This window comes from Actinobacillus genomosp. 2 (assembly GCF_029773605.1).
Taxonomy (GTDB): domain Bacteria; phylum Pseudomonadota; class Gammaproteobacteria; order Enterobacterales; family Pasteurellaceae; genus Actinobacillus.
Genome location: NZ_CP103807.1, coordinates 1365072 through 1383997, shown reverse-complemented (window position 1 = coordinate 1383997; position 18926 = coordinate 1365072). Strand labels below are relative to the sequence as shown.

General features: G+C 38.8%; 31 protein-coding genes. 29 read left to right on the top strand and 2 right to left on the bottom strand.

The window, feature by feature from the left end; all coding sequences use genetic code 11:
- Positions 1–60: 60 nt before the first annotated feature.
- Together fumC and NYR60_RS06955 are read right to left on the bottom strand one after the other, a co-directional pair.
- On the bottom strand, positions 61–1455 hold the full coding sequence (fumC, locus tag NYR60_RS06960; protein WP_279466348.1) for a class II fumarate hydratase: 1395 nt from the start codon (positions 1453–1455) through the stop codon (positions 61–63).
- A 164-nt stretch (positions 1456–1619) separates the two neighbouring features.
- Positions 1620–2264 (bottom strand): TfoX/Sxy family DNA transformation protein, encoded by a 645-nt coding sequence (locus NYR60_RS06955; protein WP_279466347.1) that lies wholly within the window; start codon positions 2262–2264, stop codon positions 1620–1622.
- Between the two features lie 416 nt (positions 2265–2680).
- Here NYR60_RS06955 and rpsJ point away from each other — a divergent pair, with 416 nt between their 5' ends.
- The 29 genes from rpsJ to rplQ all read left to right on the top strand — a co-directional run bounded on the left by rpsJ (position 2681) and on the right by rplQ (position 18890).
- Complete coding sequence (gene rpsJ, locus NYR60_RS06950) at positions 2681–2992, top strand: 30S ribosomal protein S10 (protein WP_001181005.1); 312 nt, start codon at positions 2681–2683, stop codon at positions 2990–2992.
- A gap of 25 nt (positions 2993–3017) precedes the next feature.
- Positions 3018–3644 (top strand): 50S ribosomal protein L3, encoded by a 627-nt coding sequence (rplC, locus tag NYR60_RS06945; protein ID WP_005599280.1) that lies wholly within the window; start codon positions 3018–3020, stop codon positions 3642–3644.
- Positions 3645–3659: 15 nt separating this feature from the next.
- Positions 3660–4262 carry a 50S ribosomal protein L4 gene (gene rplD / locus NYR60_RS06940; protein WP_005599282.1) on the top strand — a complete coding sequence of 201 codons (603 nt, stop codon included), beginning with the start codon at positions 3660–3662 and terminating at the stop codon, positions 4260–4262.
- Positions 4259–4564 (top strand): 50S ribosomal protein L23, encoded by a 306-nt coding sequence (gene rplW / locus NYR60_RS06935; protein WP_279445462.1) that lies wholly within the window; start codon positions 4259–4261, stop codon positions 4562–4564. Before rplD ends, rplW begins: the two co-directional genes overlap by 4 nt.
- 20 nt (positions 4565–4584) lie before the next feature.
- Positions 4585–5406 carry a 50S ribosomal protein L2 gene (gene rplB / locus NYR60_RS06930; protein ID WP_279466346.1) on the top strand — a complete coding sequence of 274 codons (822 nt, stop codon included), beginning with the start codon at positions 4585–4587 and terminating at the stop codon, positions 5404–5406.
- A gap of 27 nt (positions 5407–5433) precedes the next feature.
- A complete protein-coding gene (gene rpsS / locus NYR60_RS06925; protein ID WP_005539416.1) occupies positions 5434–5709 on the top strand; it encodes a 30S ribosomal protein S19 in 276 nt (91 codons plus the stop codon).
- A 10-nt stretch (positions 5710–5719) separates the two neighbouring features.
- Complete coding sequence (rplV, locus tag NYR60_RS06920) at positions 5720–6052, top strand: 50S ribosomal protein L22 (RefSeq protein ID WP_005599292.1); 333 nt, start codon at positions 5720–5722, stop codon at positions 6050–6052.
- A gap of 18 nt (positions 6053–6070) precedes the next feature.
- On the top strand, positions 6071–6778 hold the full coding sequence (gene rpsC / locus NYR60_RS06915; RefSeq protein ID WP_005599293.1) for a 30S ribosomal protein S3: 708 nt from the start codon (positions 6071–6073) through the stop codon (positions 6776–6778).
- A 13-nt stretch (positions 6779–6791) separates the two neighbouring features.
- Positions 6792–7202, top strand: coding sequence for a 50S ribosomal protein L16 (gene rplP / locus NYR60_RS06910; protein ID WP_005599294.1), 411 nt, complete (start codon positions 6792–6794; stop codon positions 7200–7202).
- Entirely contained in the window at positions 7202–7393 is a 192-nt protein-coding gene (gene rpmC / locus NYR60_RS06905) for a 50S ribosomal protein L29 (RefSeq protein ID WP_005599295.1), read from the top strand. Before rplP ends, rpmC begins: the two co-directional genes overlap by 1 nt.
- Positions 7393–7647: a 30S ribosomal protein S17 gene (gene rpsQ, locus NYR60_RS06900; protein ID WP_010945713.1), complete on the top strand. Its 255-nt coding sequence runs from the start codon at positions 7393–7395 to the stop codon at positions 7645–7647. Before rpmC ends, rpsQ begins: the two co-directional genes overlap by 1 nt.
- Positions 7648–8104: 457 nt before the next feature.
- Complete coding sequence (locus NYR60_RS06895; protein WP_279466343.1) at positions 8105–10075, top strand: leucine-rich repeat domain-containing protein; 1971 nt, start codon at positions 8105–8107, stop codon at positions 10073–10075.
- Between the two features lie 265 nt (positions 10076–10340).
- On the top strand, positions 10341–10712 hold the full coding sequence (gene rplN, locus NYR60_RS06890) for a 50S ribosomal protein L14 (protein ID WP_005619403.1): 372 nt from the start codon (positions 10341–10343) through the stop codon (positions 10710–10712).
- Positions 10713–10722: 10 nt separating this feature from the next.
- Complete coding sequence (gene rplX / locus NYR60_RS06885) at positions 10723–11034, top strand: 50S ribosomal protein L24 (protein WP_005599300.1); 312 nt, start codon at positions 10723–10725, stop codon at positions 11032–11034.
- 17 nt (positions 11035–11051) lie between these two features.
- Entirely contained in the window at positions 11052–11591 is a 540-nt protein-coding gene (gene rplE, locus NYR60_RS06880; RefSeq protein WP_047977345.1) for a 50S ribosomal protein L5, read from the top strand.
- 11 nt (positions 11592–11602) lie between these two features.
- Positions 11603–11908 carry a 30S ribosomal protein S14 gene (gene rpsN / locus NYR60_RS06875; protein WP_005625153.1) on the top strand — a complete coding sequence of 102 codons (306 nt, stop codon included), beginning with the start codon at positions 11603–11605 and terminating at the stop codon, positions 11906–11908.
- A 36-nt stretch (positions 11909–11944) separates the two neighbouring features.
- Positions 11945–12337 carry a 30S ribosomal protein S8 gene (rpsH, locus tag NYR60_RS06870; RefSeq protein ID WP_005619408.1) on the top strand — a complete coding sequence of 131 codons (393 nt, stop codon included), beginning with the start codon at positions 11945–11947 and terminating at the stop codon, positions 12335–12337.
- A gap of 16 nt (positions 12338–12353) precedes the next feature.
- Entirely contained in the window at positions 12354–12887 is a 534-nt protein-coding gene (rplF, locus tag NYR60_RS06865) for a 50S ribosomal protein L6 (protein WP_279466341.1), read from the top strand.
- Positions 12888–12901: 14 nt separating this feature from the next.
- Positions 12902–13255, top strand: coding sequence for a 50S ribosomal protein L18 (gene rplR, locus NYR60_RS06860; protein ID WP_005625149.1), 354 nt, complete (start codon positions 12902–12904; stop codon positions 13253–13255).
- Positions 13256–13269: 14 nt separating this feature from the next.
- Positions 13270–13770, top strand: a complete 501-nt coding sequence (gene rpsE, locus NYR60_RS06855; protein ID WP_005625147.1) for a 30S ribosomal protein S5 — start codon at positions 13270–13272, stop codon at positions 13768–13770.
- A gap of 6 nt (positions 13771–13776) precedes the next feature.
- The gene (rpmD, locus tag NYR60_RS06850; RefSeq protein WP_005599315.1) at positions 13777–13956 is read left to right on the top strand and encodes a 50S ribosomal protein L30; all 180 of its coding nucleotides are present in this window, start codon (positions 13777–13779) and stop codon (positions 13954–13956) included.
- Between the two features lie 4 nt (positions 13957–13960).
- Positions 13961–14395 (top strand): 50S ribosomal protein L15, encoded by a 435-nt coding sequence (gene rplO, locus NYR60_RS06845; RefSeq protein ID WP_279466340.1) that lies wholly within the window; start codon positions 13961–13963, stop codon positions 14393–14395.
- 3 nt (positions 14396–14398) lie between these two features.
- Positions 14399–15721, top strand: coding sequence for a preprotein translocase subunit SecY (secY, locus tag NYR60_RS06840; protein WP_279445451.1), 1323 nt, complete (start codon positions 14399–14401; stop codon positions 15719–15721).
- 25 nt (positions 15722–15746) lie between these two features.
- On the top strand, positions 15747–15860 hold the full coding sequence (gene rpmJ, locus NYR60_RS06835) for a 50S ribosomal protein L36 (protein WP_005599318.1): 114 nt from the start codon (positions 15747–15749) through the stop codon (positions 15858–15860).
- 136 nt (positions 15861–15996) lie between these two features.
- Entirely contained in the window at positions 15997–16353 is a 357-nt protein-coding gene (rpsM, locus tag NYR60_RS06830; RefSeq protein WP_005599322.1) for a 30S ribosomal protein S13, read from the top strand.
- A gap of 16 nt (positions 16354–16369) precedes the next feature.
- Positions 16370–16759: a 30S ribosomal protein S11 gene (gene rpsK / locus NYR60_RS06825; RefSeq protein WP_005599323.1), complete on the top strand. Its 390-nt coding sequence runs from the start codon at positions 16370–16372 to the stop codon at positions 16757–16759.
- Between the two features lie 28 nt (positions 16760–16787).
- Positions 16788–17414, top strand: a complete 627-nt coding sequence (rpsD, locus tag NYR60_RS06820; RefSeq protein WP_279466338.1) for a 30S ribosomal protein S4 — start codon at positions 16788–16790, stop codon at positions 17412–17414.
- A gap of 67 nt (positions 17415–17481) precedes the next feature.
- Entirely contained in the window at positions 17482–18471 is a 990-nt protein-coding gene (locus NYR60_RS06815) for a DNA-directed RNA polymerase subunit alpha (protein WP_279466335.1), read from the top strand.
- Positions 18472–18506: 35 nt separating this feature from the next.
- Positions 18507–18890 carry a 50S ribosomal protein L17 gene (gene rplQ, locus NYR60_RS06810; protein WP_115587763.1) on the top strand — a complete coding sequence of 128 codons (384 nt, stop codon included), beginning with the start codon at positions 18507–18509 and terminating at the stop codon, positions 18888–18890.
- Positions 18891–18926: the final 36 nt, after the last annotated feature.

Sequence of the window (18926 nt, the reverse complement as noted above, 5' to 3'; positions counted from 1 at the left end):
TGTAAGACGTAAAAAAGGGCTATCATTTGATAGCCCTTAATATCTTTAAAAATGTATCGCTTATTTTAAGCTACCCACCATATCTTCAGGACGAACCCACTCATCGAATTGTTCAGCAGTCACTAAACCTAAGTTAATTGCTTCCTCTTTTAAGGTTGTACCATTTTTATGTGCAGTTTTTGCAATTTTAGCTGCATTTTCATAACCGATATGCGTATTTAATGCAGTCACTAACATTAATGATTGATCAAGTTGTTGTTTAATACGTTGATAGTTCGGTTCGATACCAGTCGCGCAATGTTCATCAAATGAAATACAAACATCTGCTAAAAGTTGAGCGGATTGTAAGAAGTTAGCTGCCATCACCGGTTTAAACACATTTAATTGGAAGTGACCTTGGCTACCTGCAAATGAAATAGTGGTATCGTTACCTAATACTTGTGCTGCTACCATTGTCATAGCTTCACATTGGGTTGGGTTTACTTTACCTGGCATAATTGATGAACCTGGTTCATTTTCAGGAATTAAGATTTCACCGATACCAGAACGAGGACCTGAAGCCAATAAACGAATGTCGTTTGCAATTTTGAATAAAGACATTGCAATCTGTTTTAACGCACCATGTGTTTCAACAATAGCATCGTGTGTTGCTAATGCTTCAAATTTATTTTCTGCAGTAATAAATGGTAAACCGGTAAATTTGGCAATATATTCCGCAACTTTTACGTCATAACCTTTCGGAGTATTTAAGCCAGTACCTACTGCTGTACCGCCTAATGCCATTTGACGTAAATGCGGTAAGGTATTTTTTAATGCGATTAAACCGAAATGTAATTGGGCTGCATAAGCAGAAAATTCTTGACCTAAAGTTAACGGTGTCGCATCCATTAAGTGAGTACGACCAATTTTTACGACATCTTTGAAGGCTTCTGATTTTGCTGCAAAAGTTTTTTGTAAGCGTTCTACTGCAGGAATCGTTTGTTCAACAACTTTTTTATAAGCCGCAATATGCATCGCTGTTGGATAAGTATCATTTGATGATTGTGATTTATTTACGTCATCATTTGGGTGAATAACTGATTTCTCACCTAATTTACCACCGTGAATAACATGTGCTCGATTTGCAATCACTTCGTTTAGGTTCATATTAGATTGTGTACCTGAACCAGTTTGCCAAATTACGAGTGGAAATTCGTCATCTAATTTACCGGCAAGGATTTCATCACAAGCCTGAGCAATTAAATCACGTTTTTCTGCAGGCAAAACACCTAAATCTGTATTTGCAAATGCGGCGGCTTTTTTCAAGTATCCGAATGCTTCAATAATTTCTTTTGGCATTGACGCTTCAGGGCCAATTTTAAAGTTATTGCGTGAACGTTCGGTTTGTGCTGCCCAATAACGATTAGCCGGTACTTGAACTTCGCCCATGGTATCTTTTTCAATACGGAATTCCATTGTGTTCTCCTATGGATAAAAATAGATTTAATTAAAAAACTAATGATTTATAGGTAGGATGGTAGCATTGAGATCGGAAGAAAGGAACAGACTTAAAACATTCCTTTCTGGTTTTTTATTGGTTTTGTGATATGGATCATAAATTGATAAAAGTTAGAGGGAATTTAGATAGTAAAGCGTTTACGTAAACCAGCACTATATAATGCTGAATCTGCTTCTAGTAACAATGTGCGTTTTTCTTGCTCAGAAATCATATAAACATATTTATGCTTAATCGCTCCGTAAAGTTTAAAGAGTAATAATTCACCGACTTCTACACCTTGCGAAATAAGCTTAACGAAGACGTTGATAATACCTACACTATTTAGATCATCAACAGTATAAATTTCAATACGAGAGAGCAGTCTCTCTATATTAATATTCATATTCGGTAATAACCGAATTTTATTCTTATTTTGGTCTTCTAATTTCGTTTTTGTTGCTTGATATTCTTCAATAGCCGACTGAATCCAATGTAAGTATGTATCAATAGCATTTATAATGATTTTAGGAAGAAGGTAGAAAATACGTGATTGTTGTGAACCTATACGGCGGTCTACTAAAAAATGAACCGGAATCGTCTGAGAAATTTCAGGATAATATTTTATCGATTTTCGGATATAAATTGCCTCATTTTTCTGATCGTAAAGTGCAAACATCGTATTGTCTTTAAAAATACCGATATAGGAAAAATAGTTTCTAAAACTGATATGTCCAAGTGCAGAAAACAGATCTTTTAAATTTTGTAATTTTTTTGTTGATATTGCCATTATCATCTCCTTAATACACAAAAATAAAACGGCTATCTTGATTGAATAAGTAGGTTATGAGTGATAGCTTGTGTGGAGTATTATTGCAAATAAAATCAATTATTGTCAATATTGTAAATGTGTGTGGTCGCGAGGTCAGTCCTCTGATTTAAAAAATTCAACATCAATGCTTGCTTTTTAAAATAGATTCGCATAGAATACGCACACTTTAACGCTCATCGTATTTACGATGTAGATACGAAGATTTTAAAGTCGCTTGGTGTAATCATTTATCAAGCGGTACTACAGATATTGTAGTACATACAATGTTTCCGATTTGGAAACTATATAGGTATAACTGTGCTCCCTTATGCTTTGTGGCTTAAGTGGTAGTTCGGTTTTTTTATTAGCTAAATTTTAATTGGAGCTCTGGTCTAATGCAGAACCAAAGAATCCGTATCCGCTTAAAAGCATTTGATCATCGTTTAATTGATCAATCTACTGCGGAGATCGTAGAAACAGCTAAACGTACTGGTGCACAAGTTCGTGGTCCAATTCCTTTACCAACTCGTAAAGAACGTTTTACTGTATTGATTTCTCCACACGTGAACAAAGATGCACGTGACCAATATGAAATCCGTACTCACAAACGTTTAGTTGATATCGTTGAACCAACAGAAAAAACTGTTGATGCATTAATGCGTTTAGATCTAGCTGCTGGCGTTGACGTTCAGATTAGTCTAGGTTAATTGGGAATTTTAAGAGGTTATTACAATGATTGGTTTAGTCGGTCGTAAAGTTGGTATGACCCGCGTTTTCACTGAAGACGGCGTGTCAATTCCAGTTACCGTTATCGAAATCGAAGCCAACCGTGTTACTCAAGTTAAAACCCTTGAAAACGATGGCTATTCTGCAATTCAAGTTACTACAGGTTCGAAAAAAGCGAATCGTGTAACTAAGCCGGAAGCAGGCCATTTCGTGAAAGCAGGTGTTGAAGCTGGTCGCGGTTTATGGGAATTTCGTACTGAAGGTGAAGAATTCACTTTAGGTCAAGAAATCAATGTTGACATCTTCACAGATGTTAAAAAAGTAGATGTTACTGGTACTTCTAAAGGTAAAGGTTTCCAAGGTGGTGTTAAACGTTGGAACTTCCGTACCCAAGATGCTACCCACGGTAACTCTTTATCACATCGTGTACTTGGTTCTATTGGTCAAAACCAAACTCCGGGTCGTGTGTTTAAAGGTAAAAAAATGGCAGGACACTTAGGTGCTGAGCGTGTAACCGTTCAATCACTTGAAGTTGTTCGTGTAGATGCTGAGCGTAAATTATTATTAGTTAAAGGTGCTGTTCCAGGTGCAACTAATAGTGATGTTATCGTAAAACCAGCAGTTAAAGCATAAGTCTAGGAGATAGAGATGGAATTACAAGTTGTAGGTGCAAACGCACTAACTGTTTCTGAAACTACCTTCGGACGTGAGTTTAACGAAGCGTTAATCCACCAAGTAGTTGTTGCGTATGCAGCAGGTGCTCGTCAAGGTTCACGTGCTCAAAAAACTCGTGCTGAAGTGTCTGGTTCAGGTAAAAAACCTTGGCGTCAAAAAGGTACAGGTCGCGCACGTTCAGGTGATATCAAATCACCAATCTGGCGTTCAGGTGGTATCACATTCGCTGCGAAACCACAAGATCACAGCCAAAAAGTGAACAAAAAAATGTACCGTGGTGCAATCAAAAGCATCCTTTCTGAATTAGTTCGTCAAGAACGTTTAGTGGTTGTTGAGAAATTCGAAATCGAAGCACCAAAAACTAAAGTATTAGTACAAAAATTAAAAGATTTAGCGTTAAACGACGCTTTAATCATTACTGCAAACTTAGATGAGAATCTATTCTTAGCAGCACGTAACTTATACAAAGTAGACGTTCGTGATGTTCAAGGTATCGATCCAGTAAGTTTAATCGCTTTCGATAAAGTGGTTATCACAGCTGATGCGGTAAAACAAATTGAGGAGATGTTAGCATGATTCAACAAGAACGTTTGCTAAGAGTGCTTAAAGCACCACATATCTCTGAAAAAGCGACGAATAATGCTGAAAAAGGCAACACTATCGTTTTCAAAGTGGCATTAGATGCTAACAAAGTTGAAATTGCTAACGCAGTTGAACAACTATTTGAAGTGAAAGTGGATTCTGTACGTACTGTTGTTGTTAAAGGTAAAACTAAACGTCACGGTGCTAAATCAGGTCGTCGTAGTGACTGGAAAAAAGCTTATGTTACTCTTCAAGAAGGTCAATCGCTTGACTTCGTTGAAGGTGCGGCAGAGTAATTACGGAGGAGAATTTATAAATGGCTATCGTTAAATGTAAGCCGACCTCCGCTGGTCGTCGTCACGTAGTTAAAGTTGTTAACGCAGAATTACATAAGGGTAAACCTTATGCACCTTTATTAGATAGCAAATCTAAAACTGGTGGTCGTAACAATTTAGGTCGTATCACAACTCGTCACATTGGTGGCGGTCACAAACAACACTACCGTTTAGTGGATTTCAAACGTAATAAGTTAGATATCCCAGCAGTAGTTGAGCGTTTAGAATACGATCCAAACCGTTCTGCGAACATTGCATTAGTGCTTTATAAAGATGGTGAACGCCGTTATATCTTAGCACCAAAAGGTTTATCTGTTGGTGATACGATTCAAGCAGGTGCTTCAGCTCCGATTAAAGCAGGTAATGCGTTACCAATGCGTAATATCCCAGTAGGTACTACAGTTCATAACGTTGAATTAAAACCTGGTAAAGGTGGTCAAATTGCACGTTCTGCTGGTGCTTACGTACAAATTATCGCTCGTGAAGGTAACTATGTAACTTTACGTCTTCGTTCAGGCGAAATGCGTAAAGTATTAGCTGAGTGTACTGCAACCATCGGTGAAGTAGGTAACTCAGAGCATATGCTTCGCGTTCTTGGTAAAGCTGGTGCTAACCGCTGGAGAGGCGTTCGCCCTACAGTTCGTGGTACTGCGATGAACCTGGTAGACCACCCACACGGTGGTGGTGAAGGTCGTAACTTCGGTAAACACCCTGTTACACCTTGGGGCGTTCAAACCAAAGGTAAGAAAACTCGTCACAACAAACGTACTGATAAATACATCGTACGTCGTCGTGGCAAATAATTTTATTCAATAATATAGGATAGTCCAATGCCACGTTCCCTCAAGAAAGGTCCTTTCCTTGACCTACACTTGTTGAAGAAGGTAGAGAAGGCGGTGGAAAGCGGGGATAAAAAACCAATTAAAACTTGGTCCCGTCGTTCAATGATCATTCCATCAATGATTGGTTTGACCATCGCAGTCCATAATGGTCGTCAGCACGTTCCAGTTTATGTATCAGACGAAATGATCGGTCATAAATTAGGTGAATTTGCACCGACTCGTACATACCGCGGTCATGCCGCAGATAAGAAAGCTAAAAAATAAGAGGTAAAAGATGGAAACTATTGCTAAACATCGTTACGCTCGTACCTCTGCACAAAAAGCTCGCTTAGTTGCTGACCTAATTCGCGGTAAAAAAGTTGCGCAAGCATTAGAAATTTTAACTTTCACTAACAAAAAAGCAGCTGCTTTAGTTAAGAAAGTATTAGAGTCAGCTATTGCAAACGCAGAGCACAATGATGGTGCAGATGTAGACGATCTTAAAGTTGCTAAAATCTTCGTAGATGAAGGTCCAAGCATGAAACGTGTTATGCCACGTGCTAAAGGTCGTGCAGATCGTATCTTAAAACGTACAAGCCACATTACTGTGGTTGTGTCAGATCGTTAATCGGTAGGAGAATAACAAATGGGTCAGAAAGTACATCCTAATGGTATTCGCCTTGGTATTGTTAAACCATGGAACTCTACTTGGTTCGCGAATACACAAGATTTCGCTGATAACTTAGACGGCGATTTCAAAGTACGTAAATTCTTAAATAAAGAGTTAGCGAACGCTTCAGTATCACGTATCACTATTGAACGTCCTGCAAAAAGCATTCGTGTAACTATCCACACAGCTCGTCCTGGTATCGTTATCGGTAAAAAAGGCGAAGATGTTGAAAAATTACGTAACGCAGTATCTCAAATTGCTGGCGTTCCTGCTCAAATCAACATCGCTGAAGTGAAAAAACCTGAGCTAGATGCGAAATTAGTAGCAGATAGCATCGCTTCTCAACTTGAACGTCGTGTAATGTTCCGTCGTGCAATGAAACGTGCAGTACAAAACGCAATGCGTTTAGGTGCTAAAGGTATCAAAGTTGAAGTTAGCGGTCGTTTAGGTGGTGCAGAAATCGCTCGCTCAGAGTGGTATCGTGAAGGCCGTGTGCCATTACATACACTTCGTGCAGACATCGACTATAACACTGCAGAAGCTCACACAACTTACGGCGTAATCGGCGTTAAAGTGTGGATCTTCAAAGGTGAAATCCTCGGTGGTATGGCTGCAGTGATTGAATCTGAAAAAGAACCAGCGGCACAGCCTAAAAAGGCGCCACGTGGCAAAGGTCGTAAATAAGGAGAATCACTGAATGTTACAACCAAAACGCACAAAATTCCGTAAAGTACACAAAGGCCGTAACCGTGGTATCGCGGGCGGTACAGAAGTGAGCTTCGGTACATTCGGTTTAAAAGCAGTTGGTCGCTGCCGTTTAACAGCTCGTCAAATCGAAGCAGCACGTCGTGCAATGACTCGTGCAGTTAAACGTCAAGGTAAAATCTGGATCCGTGTGTTCCCAGACAAACCAATTACTGAAAAACCATTAGAAGTCCGTATGGGTAAAGGTAAAGGTAACGTTGAGTACTGGGTAGCTTTAATCCAACCGGGTAAAGTTTTATATGAAATGGATGGTGTTTCTGAAGAAATCGCACGTCACGCATTTGCGTTAGCGGCAGCGAAATTACCAGTTAAAACCACATTTGTAACTAAGACGGTGATGTAATGAAAGCTCAAGAACTACGTAACAAAAATGTTGAAGAGCTGAATGCTGAATTAATCAACCTTTTAGGTGAACAATTCAAATTGCGTATGCAAGCAGCCACCGGTCAGCTTCAACAAACCCATCAGTTAAAACAAGTGCGTCGTAGTATTGCACAAGTTAAAACTGTATTAACCGAAAAGGCGGGTGAGTAATGACTGATAAAATTCGTACAGTACAAGGTAAAGTAGTTAGCGACAAAATGGACAAATCATTTGTAGTTGCTATCGAACGTACAGTGAAACACCCTTTATACGGTAAATTCATTCGTCGTACTACTAAATTACACGTACACGATGAAAACAACGAAGCTAAATTAGGTGATGTAGTAGAAATTCAGGAATGTCGTCCTGTTTCTAAAACTAAATCACATAAATTAGTTCGTGTTGTTGAAAAAGCAGTAGCTTAATCAACAAAATTAATTAAAAAACCCTCAGCAGCAATGCTGGGGGTTTTGTTTTTGTATTCCCTTTCATTTGTCAATTTTTTCCTAAATTAGACCGCTTGTATTTTTGTGATTTAATCGTGAAAAGGCTAAGATTTTTCAATCTTAGCCTTTATTTTTACTATCAACATTATTGCCAAAAGTAATCGATTGCTTGGCATTCAATCAGTTGTTTGGCGATTTTATGATAAAATATTGTGCAAAAAAACAACAACTGTAAAATCCATTTCATTGATTATCCCTCCAAGGAGTTTTTTGATTTTGTTGCTAGGCTGATGAATAGACAAAGAGGCGTTGAGGTCATCACCGATGAATTATTTGCTTAAATAGCACAAAATTTCTTTTTACGAAAGTTTTTCATATTTAATCAAGTTATTTAATTCGTACCTTTTTATTTAATTAGCCAACAATGGAGAAAATTATGGCAACAAATATTAAAAAATCTGCCAAACACGGCAATTTTGTCATTGCACAAGATAAAAACAACGCAATTTCTATCACTTGTGATAACACCAAAGAAGGGTTACGTCAAATCGCTAATGAAGTCGGAATGGTTTATGATGAAGAAAATACGCGATCTTTGGGTAGTAAATTGATTAATCATCTTAATGGCGTAGAACGCAACGTGCGAGTTGAAGATGAAAGCGGTGTGAAAAAGTCTGCCAAGCACGGTAACTTTGTGATTGAGCAAGCGGAAGATAATAGCATTGCGATTACCTGCGATAACACCAAAGCGGGGCTACGCCAAATTGCTGAGAAAATCGGAATGACGTATGACAATGGCTGGACGACACAACAATTCGGTAGCCGTTTAATCAATTTCTTGAATGAAGATTCGCAAGGCGATGAAGTGCAAAATATTCAACAAACCATTACGCCCAGTAAACCCTTCGATGAAGATAATCTTATTTCTGACGCTGATTGGAATTGGTGGGTTAGCTTATCTGATTCTGTAAAATTCCTTTTATTAAAAAGTAATGGCGAGTGGCAATTTGAAGATGAGATTTGTGATAAATTCCCTACTTGGGACGACAACGACAAATTGGAATGTGAAGTCGATCTGAACGATAGAGCAATAATGGGTAACTTCGTTGCGATTAATTTCACAGGCTACTACGATGAAGAAGGTGACTTTACAGATGGATCGCTAGAATATATTACGGTACCTGACGATTTGTTTGGTTTAGAAGATCTTGACAAATTGGCTTATCTAAAACAGCTAGATAATTTATCATTCTATTACAATTATCTTGAGCTGGTTCCGAAAGGCATAGGTAAGCTTACCCAACTCAACGGGTTAAATCTATCTCGTAATGAGATCTCTAAGGATTTAGGTGGTTTAAATGAATTATCAACGCTGACTAATTTGCGTAGCCTTAATTTAGAAATCAATTTACTAAGCGGGGTGGATACTTTTGAGCCATTAACTAAATTGGTTAGTTTGGAAGTTCTAAACTTAAGTTGTAATAGGATTACTAAAGAAGATGTTGGGGTTTTAGAAAAAATTGCCCAGCTAACGAATTTAGATACTCTTAATTTAAGCGCTAATGATTTTAATGGACACGATTTTTCAGTATTAAGTAAGCTAACAAACTTAATTGAATTAGATCTTACTAGCTGTGTAACGATTACCGATGAGGTGTTGAAAGCACTTTCTTCATTATCAAGCCTAGAAGAGCTGAATTTATCTCACAATGAAGTAGCAGTAAAAGAATCGGGTATTGATTTAAGTAACCTGACTTCACTCAAAACACTTCATCTAGATTATAAATCTGTAAGTGCGGAATTGTTATCGGCAATCGTGACGATTCCAAATTTAGAAAAATTGTTTTTTAGAGGTTCTTATGGGGAAGCAGTGAAGCAAGATAAAGCATTTAAAAATGTTGCATTGAGCAAATTAACGCAACTCAAAAATTTAACGTTAGACGATCTCAATATGTCTGCACATTTATTGGCAGAAATTAGCCAACTCTCAAATCTAGAAAAGCTTTCTTTAAGCGGTAGTTATTTTGATGAGAAATATAACTGTAATGCGATTGAGGCATTTGACTGTGGGAAACTGGTTAAACTGAAATGGTTAGATCTTAATGAAAGACAAGTAACAGCTGATGCGTTAGCTCAAATAGCGACATTACCAAACTTAAAAGGTCTTTACTTGGAAAAAACGTCTATCAATATTAGTTGGGATGAGTTCGCTTTATTAACACAATCGCCTAACTTAGATTTTTTGGATATTAAGGGTAATAATATTTCTGAAGATCAACTAGAGATTTTAGAAGGCTTTATTAATCGAGAAGGCGATATTTCAATAGATTTGATGTATTCGAGAGATAGTGAGGTATTTAAGAAACTAAAAGAGCGATTTGCAGAAGAAGGTAAAAGCTTATATTAGTATAACCCAAACCGCATCAGTAAACTGGTTCGGTTTTTTCATTTAGGCACAAAACAAACAAGCAGTCTAAAATTGCTTGTATTTTGCAAATTTATCACAATATGGCATTGTGCTAATTTGCAATAATTTGGCGAAATATTACCGCTTGTTAGTAAATTTTGTTTGATTTATGACGAGCTGTTGGGGTATAATCCACCACCTACTTACATAGGGTAGGTAGGTTTTCGTCCCGAAAGGGTGTTTTTTTATTTAACGGAGCACTAATATGATCCAAGAACAGACTATGCTGGATGTTGCTGATAACTCAGGGGCTCGTAGCGTAATGTGTATCAAGGTTCTAGGTGGATCGCACCGTCGTTACGCTGCTATCGGCGATATCATCAAAGTTACTGTGAAAGAAGCAATTCCACGCGGTAAAGTTAAAAAAGGTGATGTGTTAAAAGCAGTTGTTGTGCGCACCAAGAAGGGTGTTCGTCGCCCAGATGGCTCAGTTATTCGTTTCGATGGTAATGCTTGTGTAATTTTAAACAATAACACTGAGCAACCAATCGGTACTCGTATTTTTGGACCTGTGACTCGTGAACTTCGTTCTGAGAAGTTTATGAAGATCATTTCATTAGCTCCAGAAGTACTGTAAGGGGAATGTAATGGCTGCTAAAATCCGTCAAAATGATGAAGTAATTGTTCTTACCGGTAAAGATAAGGGCAAACGTGGTAAGGTAACTCAAGTGTTACCAAACGGTAAAGTGATTGTTGAAGGTGTTAAAATCATCACTAAACATGAAAAACCAGTTCCTGCTTTAGGTAAAGCTGGTGGCTTAGTGAAGAAAGAAGCTGCAATTGATGCGTCAAACATTGCAATTTTCAACCCGAAAACAAATAAAGCTGACCGTGTAGGTTTTAGATTCGAAGATGGTAAAAAAGTACGTTTCTTCAAATCTAATAATGAAATTATTTAATTAACTGGAGTAATGCGATGGCGAAACTGCATGATTACTACAGAGATACAGTAGTTAATGAATTGAAAGCGAAATTCAACTACTCATCTGTCATGCAAGTCCCACGAATCGAAAAGATTACCCTGAATATGGGTGTGGGTGAAGCATTGACCGATAAAAAACTTTTAGATAACGCAGTAGCGGATCTAACAGCAATTAGCGGTCAGAAACCTTTAATTACTAAAGCACGCAAATCTGTTGCAGGCTTTAAAATCCGTCAGGGATATCCAATCGGATGCAAAGTAACCCTACGTGGCGAACGTATGTGGGAATTCTTTGAAAGATTGATTACTATCGCTGTTCCACGTATCCGTGACTTCCGCGGTTTAAATGCGAAGTCATTCGATGGTCGTGGTAATTACAGTATGGGTGTTCGTGAACAAATCATTTTCCCAGAAATCGACTATGATAAAGTAGATCGTGTACGTGGTTTAGATATTACTATTACCACAACTGCGAAAAGCGATGAAGAAGGCCAAGCTTTATTAGCGGCTTTCAATTTCCCATTCCGTAAATAAGGTAGGTTATCGTGGCAAAACAATCAATGATTGCACGTGATGTTAAACGTGCTAAATTAGCTGATAAATTCTACGCTAAACGTGAAGAATTAAAGAAAATCATCTCTGATGTAAATTCTTCAGACGAAGATCGTTGGGCAGCAGTGTTAAAATTACAAACACTTCCACGCGATTCAAGTCCTAGCCGTCAGCGTAACCGTTGCCGCCAAACTGGTCGTCCACACGGTGTACTTCGTAAGTTTGGTTTAAGCCGTATTAAGGTACGTGAAGCTGCAATGCGCGGTGAAATTCCAGGCCTTAAGAAAGCAAGCTGGTAATAACCTCTTTTAATTTGGAATCATGGGAGTAAATACATGAGCATGCAAGATCCAATCGCAGATATGCTGACCCGTATTCGTAACGGTCAAGCTGCGAATAAAGTTGCAATCAGTATGCCTTCATCTAAGTTAAAAGTTGCTATTGCAAGCGTTTTAGCTGAAGAAGGTTATGTTGAGAGCTTCAAAATTGTTGAAGGTTCAAAACCTGAATTGGAAATCACTTTAAAATATTTCCAAAATAAACCAGTTGTAGAAAGTATCCAACGTGTAAGCCGTCCAGGTCTTCGTATTTACAAACGTAAAGACGAATTACCAAAAGTTATGGGTGGTTTAGGTATCGCAGTTGTTTCTACATCTAAAGGTGTAATGACCGACCGTGCAGCGCGTCAAGCAGGTCTCGGCGGTGAAATTATCTGTTACGTAGCATAATAGAGAGGTAGGAAGAATGTCTCGTGTTGCAAAAGCACCTGTTAATATTCCTGCCGGTGTTGAAGTAAAACTCAACGGTCAGCTATTAACAGTTAAAGGTAAAAACGGCGAGTTATCTCGTGAAATTCATAATGCAGTTGAAGTAAATCAAGATGCTAACGCATTAACTTTCGCACCACGTGCTGGTGTTGCAAATGCAGATGCTCAAGCAGGTACTGCTCGTGCACTTGTTAATGCTATGGTTATCGGTGTTACTGAAGGCTTTACTAAGAAATTGCAATTAGTAGGTGTTGGTTATAGAGCACAAATGAAAGGTAACGTAGTTGCTTTAAGTTTAGGCTATTCACACCCAATTGAACATGCGTTGCCAGCTGGCGTGACTGGTGAATGTCCATCTCAAACAGAAATCATTCTTAAGAGTGCGGACAAACAGTTAATTGGCCAAGTAGCAGCTGATATTCGTGCATATCGCCGTCCAGAGCCTTACAAAGGCAAAGGTGTACGTTACTCTGATGAAGTAGTTCGTACAAAAGAAGCGAAGAAAAAGTAAAGTAAGGTAACACTATGGATAAGAAAGTAGCTCGTATCCGTCGTGCAAGCCGTGCACGTCATTTAATGAGAGAGCAAGGTGCGACCCGTTTGGTTGTGCATCGCACACCTCGCCATATTTATGCGCAGGTTATTGCACCTAATGGCTCAGAAGTACTAGCAGCAGCTTCAACTGTTGAGAAAGTAATTAAAGAGCAAGTTAAATACACTGGTAATAAAGACGCAGCTGCAGTAGTTGGTAAATTAGTTGCAGAGCGTGCTTTAGCTAAAGGTATTCAAGCAGTTGCATTTGATCGTTCAGGTTTCAAATACCATGGTCGTGTGCAAGTATTAGCAGACGCTGCTCGTGAAGCTGGTCTACAGTTCTAATAGAGGAATTTGAGATGTCAAACATCGAAAAACAAGCTGGTGAACTGCAGGAAAAGCTAATCGCGGTTAACCGTGTATCAAAAACCGTAAAAGGTGGTCGTATCATGAGCTTCACTGCTTTAACAGTAGTAGGCGATGGTAACGGTCGTGTTGGTTTTGGTTACGGTAAAGCACGTGAAGTTCCAGCAGCGATCCAAAAAGCGATGGAAAAAGCTCGTCGCAATATGATTAACGTAGCTTTAAACGAAGGTACATTACAACACCCTGTTAAAGGTTCACACACTGGTTCACGCGTATTCATGCAGCCAGCTAGCGAAGGTACTGGTATCATCGCTGGTGGTGCAATGCGTGCTGTGTTAGAAGTAGCAGGCGTTCACAACGTTCTTTCTAAAGCATACGGTTCAACCAACCCAATCAACGTTGTTCGTGCAACAATTGATGCACTTGCAAATATGAAATCACCTGAAATGGTTGCCGCTAAACGTGGTAAAACTGTTGAAGAAATTTTGGGGTAATTGAATATGGCAAAAACAATTAAAGTAACTCAAACTCGTAGCTCTATCGCTCGTTTACCGAAACATAAAGCAACGTTAAAAGGCTTAGGTCTTCGTCATATTCGTCATACAGTTGAATTAATCGATACTCCAGCAGTTCGCGGTATGATTAATCAAGTGTCATATATGGTTAAAGTGGAGGAATAATAGAATGCGTTTAAATTCTCTTTCTCCAGCTGAAGGTGCTAAGCACAGTGCTAAACGTTTAGGTCGTGGTATCGGTTCAGGTTTAGGTAAAACTGGTGGTCGCGGTCATAAAGGTCAAAAATCTCGTACAGGCGGCGGTGTTCGTCGTGGTTTCGAGGGTGGTCAAATGCCTTTATACCGTCGTTTACCAAAATTTGGTTTTACTTCATTAAAATCGTTCCACGTTGCTGAAATTCGTTTAAACGACTTAGCTAAAGTAGATGGTAACGAAGTTACTTTAGAAGCACTTAAAGCGGCTAACGTAATCACTAAAGATATTTTATCTGCTAAAGTAATCTTAGCAGGTAAAGTTGAAAAAGCGGTTGTTGTTAAAGGCTTACGTGTAACTAAAGGTGCTAAAGCTGCTATCGAAGCTGCTGGCGGTTCTATCGAGGAATAATAGATGGCAAAGCAACCAGGGTACCAAGGTAGTACACAAAAAGGGACTGGCGAGCTTAAATCAAGATTATTATTTGTTTTAGGTGCGTTAATCGTTTTCCGTATCGGTTCTTTTATACCTGTTCCTGGCATTGATGCTTCTGTATTATCCGAATTAGTTCGACAACAGCAAGGCACCATCATTGATATGTTTAATATGTTCTCTGGTGGTGCTTTAAGCCGAGCATCTATATTTGCTCTAGGTATTATGCCTTATATCTCGGCGTCAATTATTGTTCAATTATTGACTGCAATTCACCCTCCTTTAGCTGAATTGAAAAAAGAAGGTGAAGCAGGTCGTCGTAAAATTAGTAAATATACTCGCTATGGCACATTGTTATTAGCATTTATTCAGTCTATTGGTATTTCTATTGCCCTACCGAATATGTTACAGGGATTAGTTCCTAATCCAAGTATCTTATTCTATGTAACTTCTGTAATTAGCTTAGTCACTGGAACAATGTTTCTAATGTGGTTAGGTGAACAAATCACTGAGCGTGGTATCGGTAACGGTATCTCTTTGATTATCTTTGCAGGTATTGTTGCTGATTTACCAGCAACAATTGGGCAGACAATTGAGCAAGCTCGTCAAGGCGAAATTTCTCTACTTGTACTTTTATTAGTAGCTGTAATCGCATTTGCAGTAACATATTTTGTTGTCTTTGTTGAACGCGGACAAAGAAGAATTGTGGTAAATTATGCAAGTCGCCAACAAGGTAGAATGATGGCACCTGCTAGAACATCTCATTTACCTTTGAAAGTTAATATGGCAGGTGTAATTCCTGCGATTTTTGCATCTAGTATCATTTTATTCCCTGCAAGTATTACGCAGTGGTTTGGTCAGAGCGAAGGGCTTGAGTGGTTATTTGATTTATCCCAATTATTACAGCCAGGACAACCTTTATATATTGTGTTATTCACAATGGCAGTAATTTTCTTTGCATTCTTTTATACTGGAATGCAGTATAATCCACGTGATACAGCGGATAATTTGAAGAAATCAGGTGCGTTTGTACCAGGTTATCGACCAGGCGAACAAACATCTCGTTATATTGATAAAGTAATGACACGTTTGACCTTAATTGGTGCGTTGTATATTGCTTTTGTTTGTTTGGTTCCTTATATCATTACATCTTTATGGAAAGTACCGTTTCAATTAGGCGGAACTTCTTTATTAATCGTAGTGGTAGTTATTATGGATTTCATCGCACAGGTTCAGAGTCATTTAATGTCATTACAATATGATTCTGTGTTGAAGAAAGCCAATTTGAAAGGCTTAGGGCAATAGTCCCTTAGATCAAAAAGGATAAGCAATGAAAGTTCGTGCTTCAGTTAAGAAATTATGCCGTAACTGTAAAGTTGTTAAACGTGAAGGTGTTGTTCGCGTAATTTGTAGCGATCCTAAACACAAACAACGTCAAGGTTAATTAGTATTCTTTCTTGCAAAGAACCCGCTGAGCAGTTATACTGCTCAGCTCATTCGTCCTGATATGCTGTTTGAGTATCCTGAAACGGGCTTTTCAAGATCAGCATATCAATAAACTTAAATAATAGGAGTGCATAGTGGCCCGTATTGCAGGCATTAACATTCCTGATCAAAAACACACTGTAATCGCATTAACTGCAATTTACGGTATCGGTAAAACTCGTGCTAAAGCTATCTGTGCAGCAACGGGTATTGCTGAAGATGTAAAGATCAGAGAATTGTCTGAAGAGCAGATTGAAAAACTGCGTGAAGAAGTTGGTAAATTTACTGTCGAAGGTGATTTACGTCGTGAAGTAACATTAAGCATCAAACGTCTTTTAGACTTAGGTTGTTATCGTGGTTTACGTCATCGTCGTAGTTTACCGGTACGTGGTCAACGTACTAAGACTAATGCGCGTACTCGTAAGGGTCCACGCAAACCGATCAAAAAATAATCGGAGTAGATAAATAATGGCTAAAACACCAGTTCGCGCACGTAAGCGCGTTAAAAAACAGATTGCAGATGGCGTAGCTCATATCCACGCATCTTTCAATAACACAATCGTGACTATTACTGACCGTCAAGGTAACGCTCTAGCATGGGCAACTGCAGGTGGTTCAGGTTTCCGTGGTTCTCGTAAATCAACTCCGTTTGCTGCACAAGTTGCTGCAGAACGTTGTGCTGAAGCTGTTAAAGAATTCGGCTTAAAGAACTTGGAAGTTATGGTTAAAGGTCCGGGTCCAGGTCGTGAATCAACAATCCGTGCATTAAATGCTGCAGGTTTCCGTATCACGAATATTACTGACGTGACTCCGATTCCTCATAACGGTTGTCGTCCACCGAAAAAACGTCGTGTATAATTGACGTTAGAATAATTGGAGAAAGAAAATGGCAAGATATTTGGGTCCTAAGCTCAAGCTAAGCCGTCGTGAAGGTACTGATTTATTCCTTAAATCAGGCGTTCGTGCGATTGAATCAAAATGTAGAAATCGTCTTGATGTAGCACCAGGTCAACACGGTGCACGCAAGCCACGTTTATCTGACTATGGTAGTCAGTTACGTGAAAAACAAAAAGTTCGCCGTATCTATGGTATCTTAGAACGTCAATTCCGTAATTACTATGCAGAAGCAAACCGCTTAAAAGGTAATACAGGTGAGAACTTATTAGTATTATTAGAAGGTCGTTTAGACAACGTAGTTTACCGTATGGGTTTTGCTGCAACTCGTGCAGAAGCACGTCAACTTGTAAGCCACAAATCTATCGTAGTAAACGGTCGTGTAGTGAATATTCCTTCTTATCAAGTTTCTGTTGATGATGTAGTTGCTGTTCGTGAGAAATCTAAAAAACAAGCACGTATTAAAGCATCATTAGAATTAGCAACTCAACGTGAAAAACCGACTTGGTTAGAAGTTGATGTAACTAAAATGGAAGGTGTATTTAAACGTACTCCTGAACGCTCTGACTTATCAGCAGATATTAACGAACATCTGATCGTTGAGCTTTACTCTAAATAATAGTTAATTTTTTAAAAATTATATTATTAAATTAGTAAATAAGGCTTAAAAACAAAGAGAGGATAAAATGCAGGGTTCTGTGACAGAATTTTTAAAGCCGCACTTAGTGAATATTGAGCAAATTAGTTCAACTCACGCAAAAGTGACCTTAGAACCGTTAGAACGTGGTTTTGGCCATACATTAGGTAACGCACTTCGTCGCATTTTACTTTCGTCTATGCCGGGTTGTGCCGTTACAGAAGTTGAAATTGATGGTGTATTACATGAATACAGCAGCAAAGAAGGCGTACAAGAAGATATTCTTGAAGTATTGTTAAACCTTAAAGGTCTAGCGGTAAAAGTGTCAGGTAAAGATGATATTATTTTGACACTAAATAAGTCTGGAATTGGCCCTGTAACTGCAGCCGACATTACGCATGATGGTGACGTAGAAATTGTAAATCCACACCATGTTATCTGTCATTTAACAGATAAGGACGCATCAATTAGTATGCGTATCCGTATTCAACGTGGTCGTGGTTATGTACCAGCGTCTGCTCGTGTACATTCTCAAGATGAAGATCGACCGATTGGTCGTTTATTAGTCGATGCTCGTTTCAGTCCGGTAGATCGCATTGCTTATAATGTTGAAGCGGCGCGTGTTGAACAGCGTACAGACTTAGATAAACTCATTATTGAGATGGAAACAAATGGCACAATCGATCCAGAAGAAGCCATTCGTCGTGCTGCTACAATTTTAGCAGAACAATTAGATGCATTCGTTGATTTACGTGATGTTCGTCAACCTGAGATTAAGGAAGAGAAACCGGAATTTGATCCGATTTTACTCCGTCCAGTAGATGATTTAGAGTTGACGGTTCGTTCTGCTAACTGTTTGAAAGCAGAGACAATTCACTATATCGGTGATTTAGTACAACGTACAGAAGTTGAGTTATTAAAAACGCCTAACCTTGGTAAGAAATCACTTACTGAGATTAAGGATGTACTTGCTTCTCGTGGCTTATCACTGGGTATGCGCCTTGAGAATTGGCCTCCGGCAAGTATTGCTGAAGACTAATTTTAGGTATTAGATTTTCTAAGAAGGAATAGGTTATGCGCCATCGTAAGAGTGGACGTCAATTAAACCGTAACAGTAGCCATCGCCAAGCGATGTTCCGTAATATGGCAAGTGCTTTAATCGGTCATGAGATCATTAAAACAACTTTACCTAAAGCTAAAGAGTTACGTCGTGTAGTTGAACCATTAATTACTTTAGCAAAAGAAGATAGCGTTGCAAATCGTCGCTTAGCTTTTGCTCGTACACGCAACGTAGAAACAGTTGCTAAATTATTCAATGAATTAGGTCCACGTTTTGCACAACGTGCGGGTGGTTATACTCGTATCTTAAAATGTGGTTTCCGTGCAGGCGACAACGCGCCAATGGCTTACATTGAATTAGTTGATCGTCCAGAAGTTGCTGAAGCAGCTGCGGAATAATAGCTAAATAGCTTAGTAAAAGCCCGAGTACTTCTC

Excerpts from the sequence above, each read along its gene's own strand:
- rplN (WP_005619403.1), top strand. The coding sequence starts at position 10,341 with ATGATCCAAGAACAGACTATGCTGGATGTTGCTGATAACTCAGGGGCT.
- rplB (WP_279466346.1), top strand. The coding sequence starts at position 4,585 with ATGGCTATCGTTAAATGTAAGCCGACCTCCGCTGGTCGTCGTCACGTA.
- rplX (WP_005599300.1), top strand. The coding sequence starts at position 10,723 with ATGGCTGCTAAAATCCGTCAAAATGATGAAGTAATTGTTCTTACCGGT.
- rplQ (WP_115587763.1), top strand. The coding sequence starts at position 18,507 with ATGCGCCATCGTAAGAGTGGACGTCAATTAAACCGTAACAGTAGCCAT.
- rplF (WP_279466341.1), top strand. The coding sequence starts at position 12,354 with ATGTCTCGTGTTGCAAAAGCACCTGTTAATATTCCTGCCGGTGTTGAA.
- rpsC (WP_005599293.1), top strand. The coding sequence starts at position 6,071 with ATGGGTCAGAAAGTACATCCTAATGGTATTCGCCTTGGTATTGTTAAA.
- rpmC (WP_005599295.1), top strand. The coding sequence starts at position 7,202 with ATGAAAGCTCAAGAACTACGTAACAAAAATGTTGAAGAGCTGAATGCT.
- rplP (WP_005599294.1), top strand. The coding sequence starts at position 6,792 with ATGTTACAACCAAAACGCACAAAATTCCGTAAAGTACACAAAGGCCGT.
- rplO (WP_279466340.1), top strand. The coding sequence starts at position 13,961 with ATGCGTTTAAATTCTCTTTCTCCAGCTGAAGGTGCTAAGCACAGTGCT.
- rpsH (WP_005619408.1), top strand. The coding sequence starts at position 11,945 with ATGAGCATGCAAGATCCAATCGCAGATATGCTGACCCGTATTCGTAAC.
- rpsJ (WP_001181005.1), top strand. The coding sequence starts at position 2,681 with ATGCAGAACCAAAGAATCCGTATCCGCTTAAAAGCATTTGATCATCGT.
- rpsE (WP_005625147.1), top strand. The coding sequence starts at position 13,270 with ATGTCAAACATCGAAAAACAAGCTGGTGAACTGCAGGAAAAGCTAATC.
- NYR60_RS06895 (WP_279466343.1), top strand. The coding sequence starts at position 8,105 with ATGGCAACAAATATTAAAAAATCTGCCAAACACGGCAATTTTGTCATT.
- rplV (WP_005599292.1), top strand. The coding sequence starts at position 5,720 with ATGGAAACTATTGCTAAACATCGTTACGCTCGTACCTCTGCACAAAAA.
- rplR (WP_005625149.1), top strand. The coding sequence starts at position 12,902 with ATGGATAAGAAAGTAGCTCGTATCCGTCGTGCAAGCCGTGCACGTCAT.
- NYR60_RS06955 (WP_279466347.1), bottom strand. The coding sequence starts at position 2,264 with ATGGCAATATCAACAAAAAAATTACAAAATTTAAAAGATCTGTTTTCT.
- rplW (WP_279445462.1), top strand. The coding sequence starts at position 4,259 with ATGATTCAACAAGAACGTTTGCTAAGAGTGCTTAAAGCACCACATATC.
- secY (WP_279445451.1), top strand. The coding sequence starts at position 14,399 with ATGGCAAAGCAACCAGGGTACCAAGGTAGTACACAAAAAGGGACTGGC.
- fumC (WP_279466348.1), bottom strand. The coding sequence starts at position 1,455 with ATGGAATTCCGTATTGAAAAAGATACCATGGGCGAAGTTCAAGTACCG.
- rplD (WP_005599282.1), top strand. The coding sequence starts at position 3,660 with ATGGAATTACAAGTTGTAGGTGCAAACGCACTAACTGTTTCTGAAACT.
- rpsK (WP_005599323.1), top strand. The coding sequence starts at position 16,370 with ATGGCTAAAACACCAGTTCGCGCACGTAAGCGCGTTAAAAAACAGATT.
- rpmJ (WP_005599318.1), top strand. The coding sequence starts at position 15,747 with ATGAAAGTTCGTGCTTCAGTTAAGAAATTATGCCGTAACTGTAAAGTT.
- NYR60_RS06815 (WP_279466335.1), top strand. The coding sequence starts at position 17,482 with ATGCAGGGTTCTGTGACAGAATTTTTAAAGCCGCACTTAGTGAATATT.
- rplC (WP_005599280.1), top strand. The coding sequence starts at position 3,018 with ATGATTGGTTTAGTCGGTCGTAAAGTTGGTATGACCCGCGTTTTCACT.
- rplE (WP_047977345.1), top strand. The coding sequence starts at position 11,052 with ATGGCGAAACTGCATGATTACTACAGAGATACAGTAGTTAATGAATTG.
- rpsD (WP_279466338.1), top strand. The coding sequence starts at position 16,788 with ATGGCAAGATATTTGGGTCCTAAGCTCAAGCTAAGCCGTCGTGAAGGT.
- rpmD (WP_005599315.1), top strand. The coding sequence starts at position 13,777 with ATGGCAAAAACAATTAAAGTAACTCAAACTCGTAGCTCTATCGCTCGT.
- rpsQ (WP_010945713.1), top strand. The coding sequence starts at position 7,393 with ATGACTGATAAAATTCGTACAGTACAAGGTAAAGTAGTTAGCGACAAA.
- rpsS (WP_005539416.1), top strand. The coding sequence starts at position 5,434 with ATGCCACGTTCCCTCAAGAAAGGTCCTTTCCTTGACCTACACTTGTTG.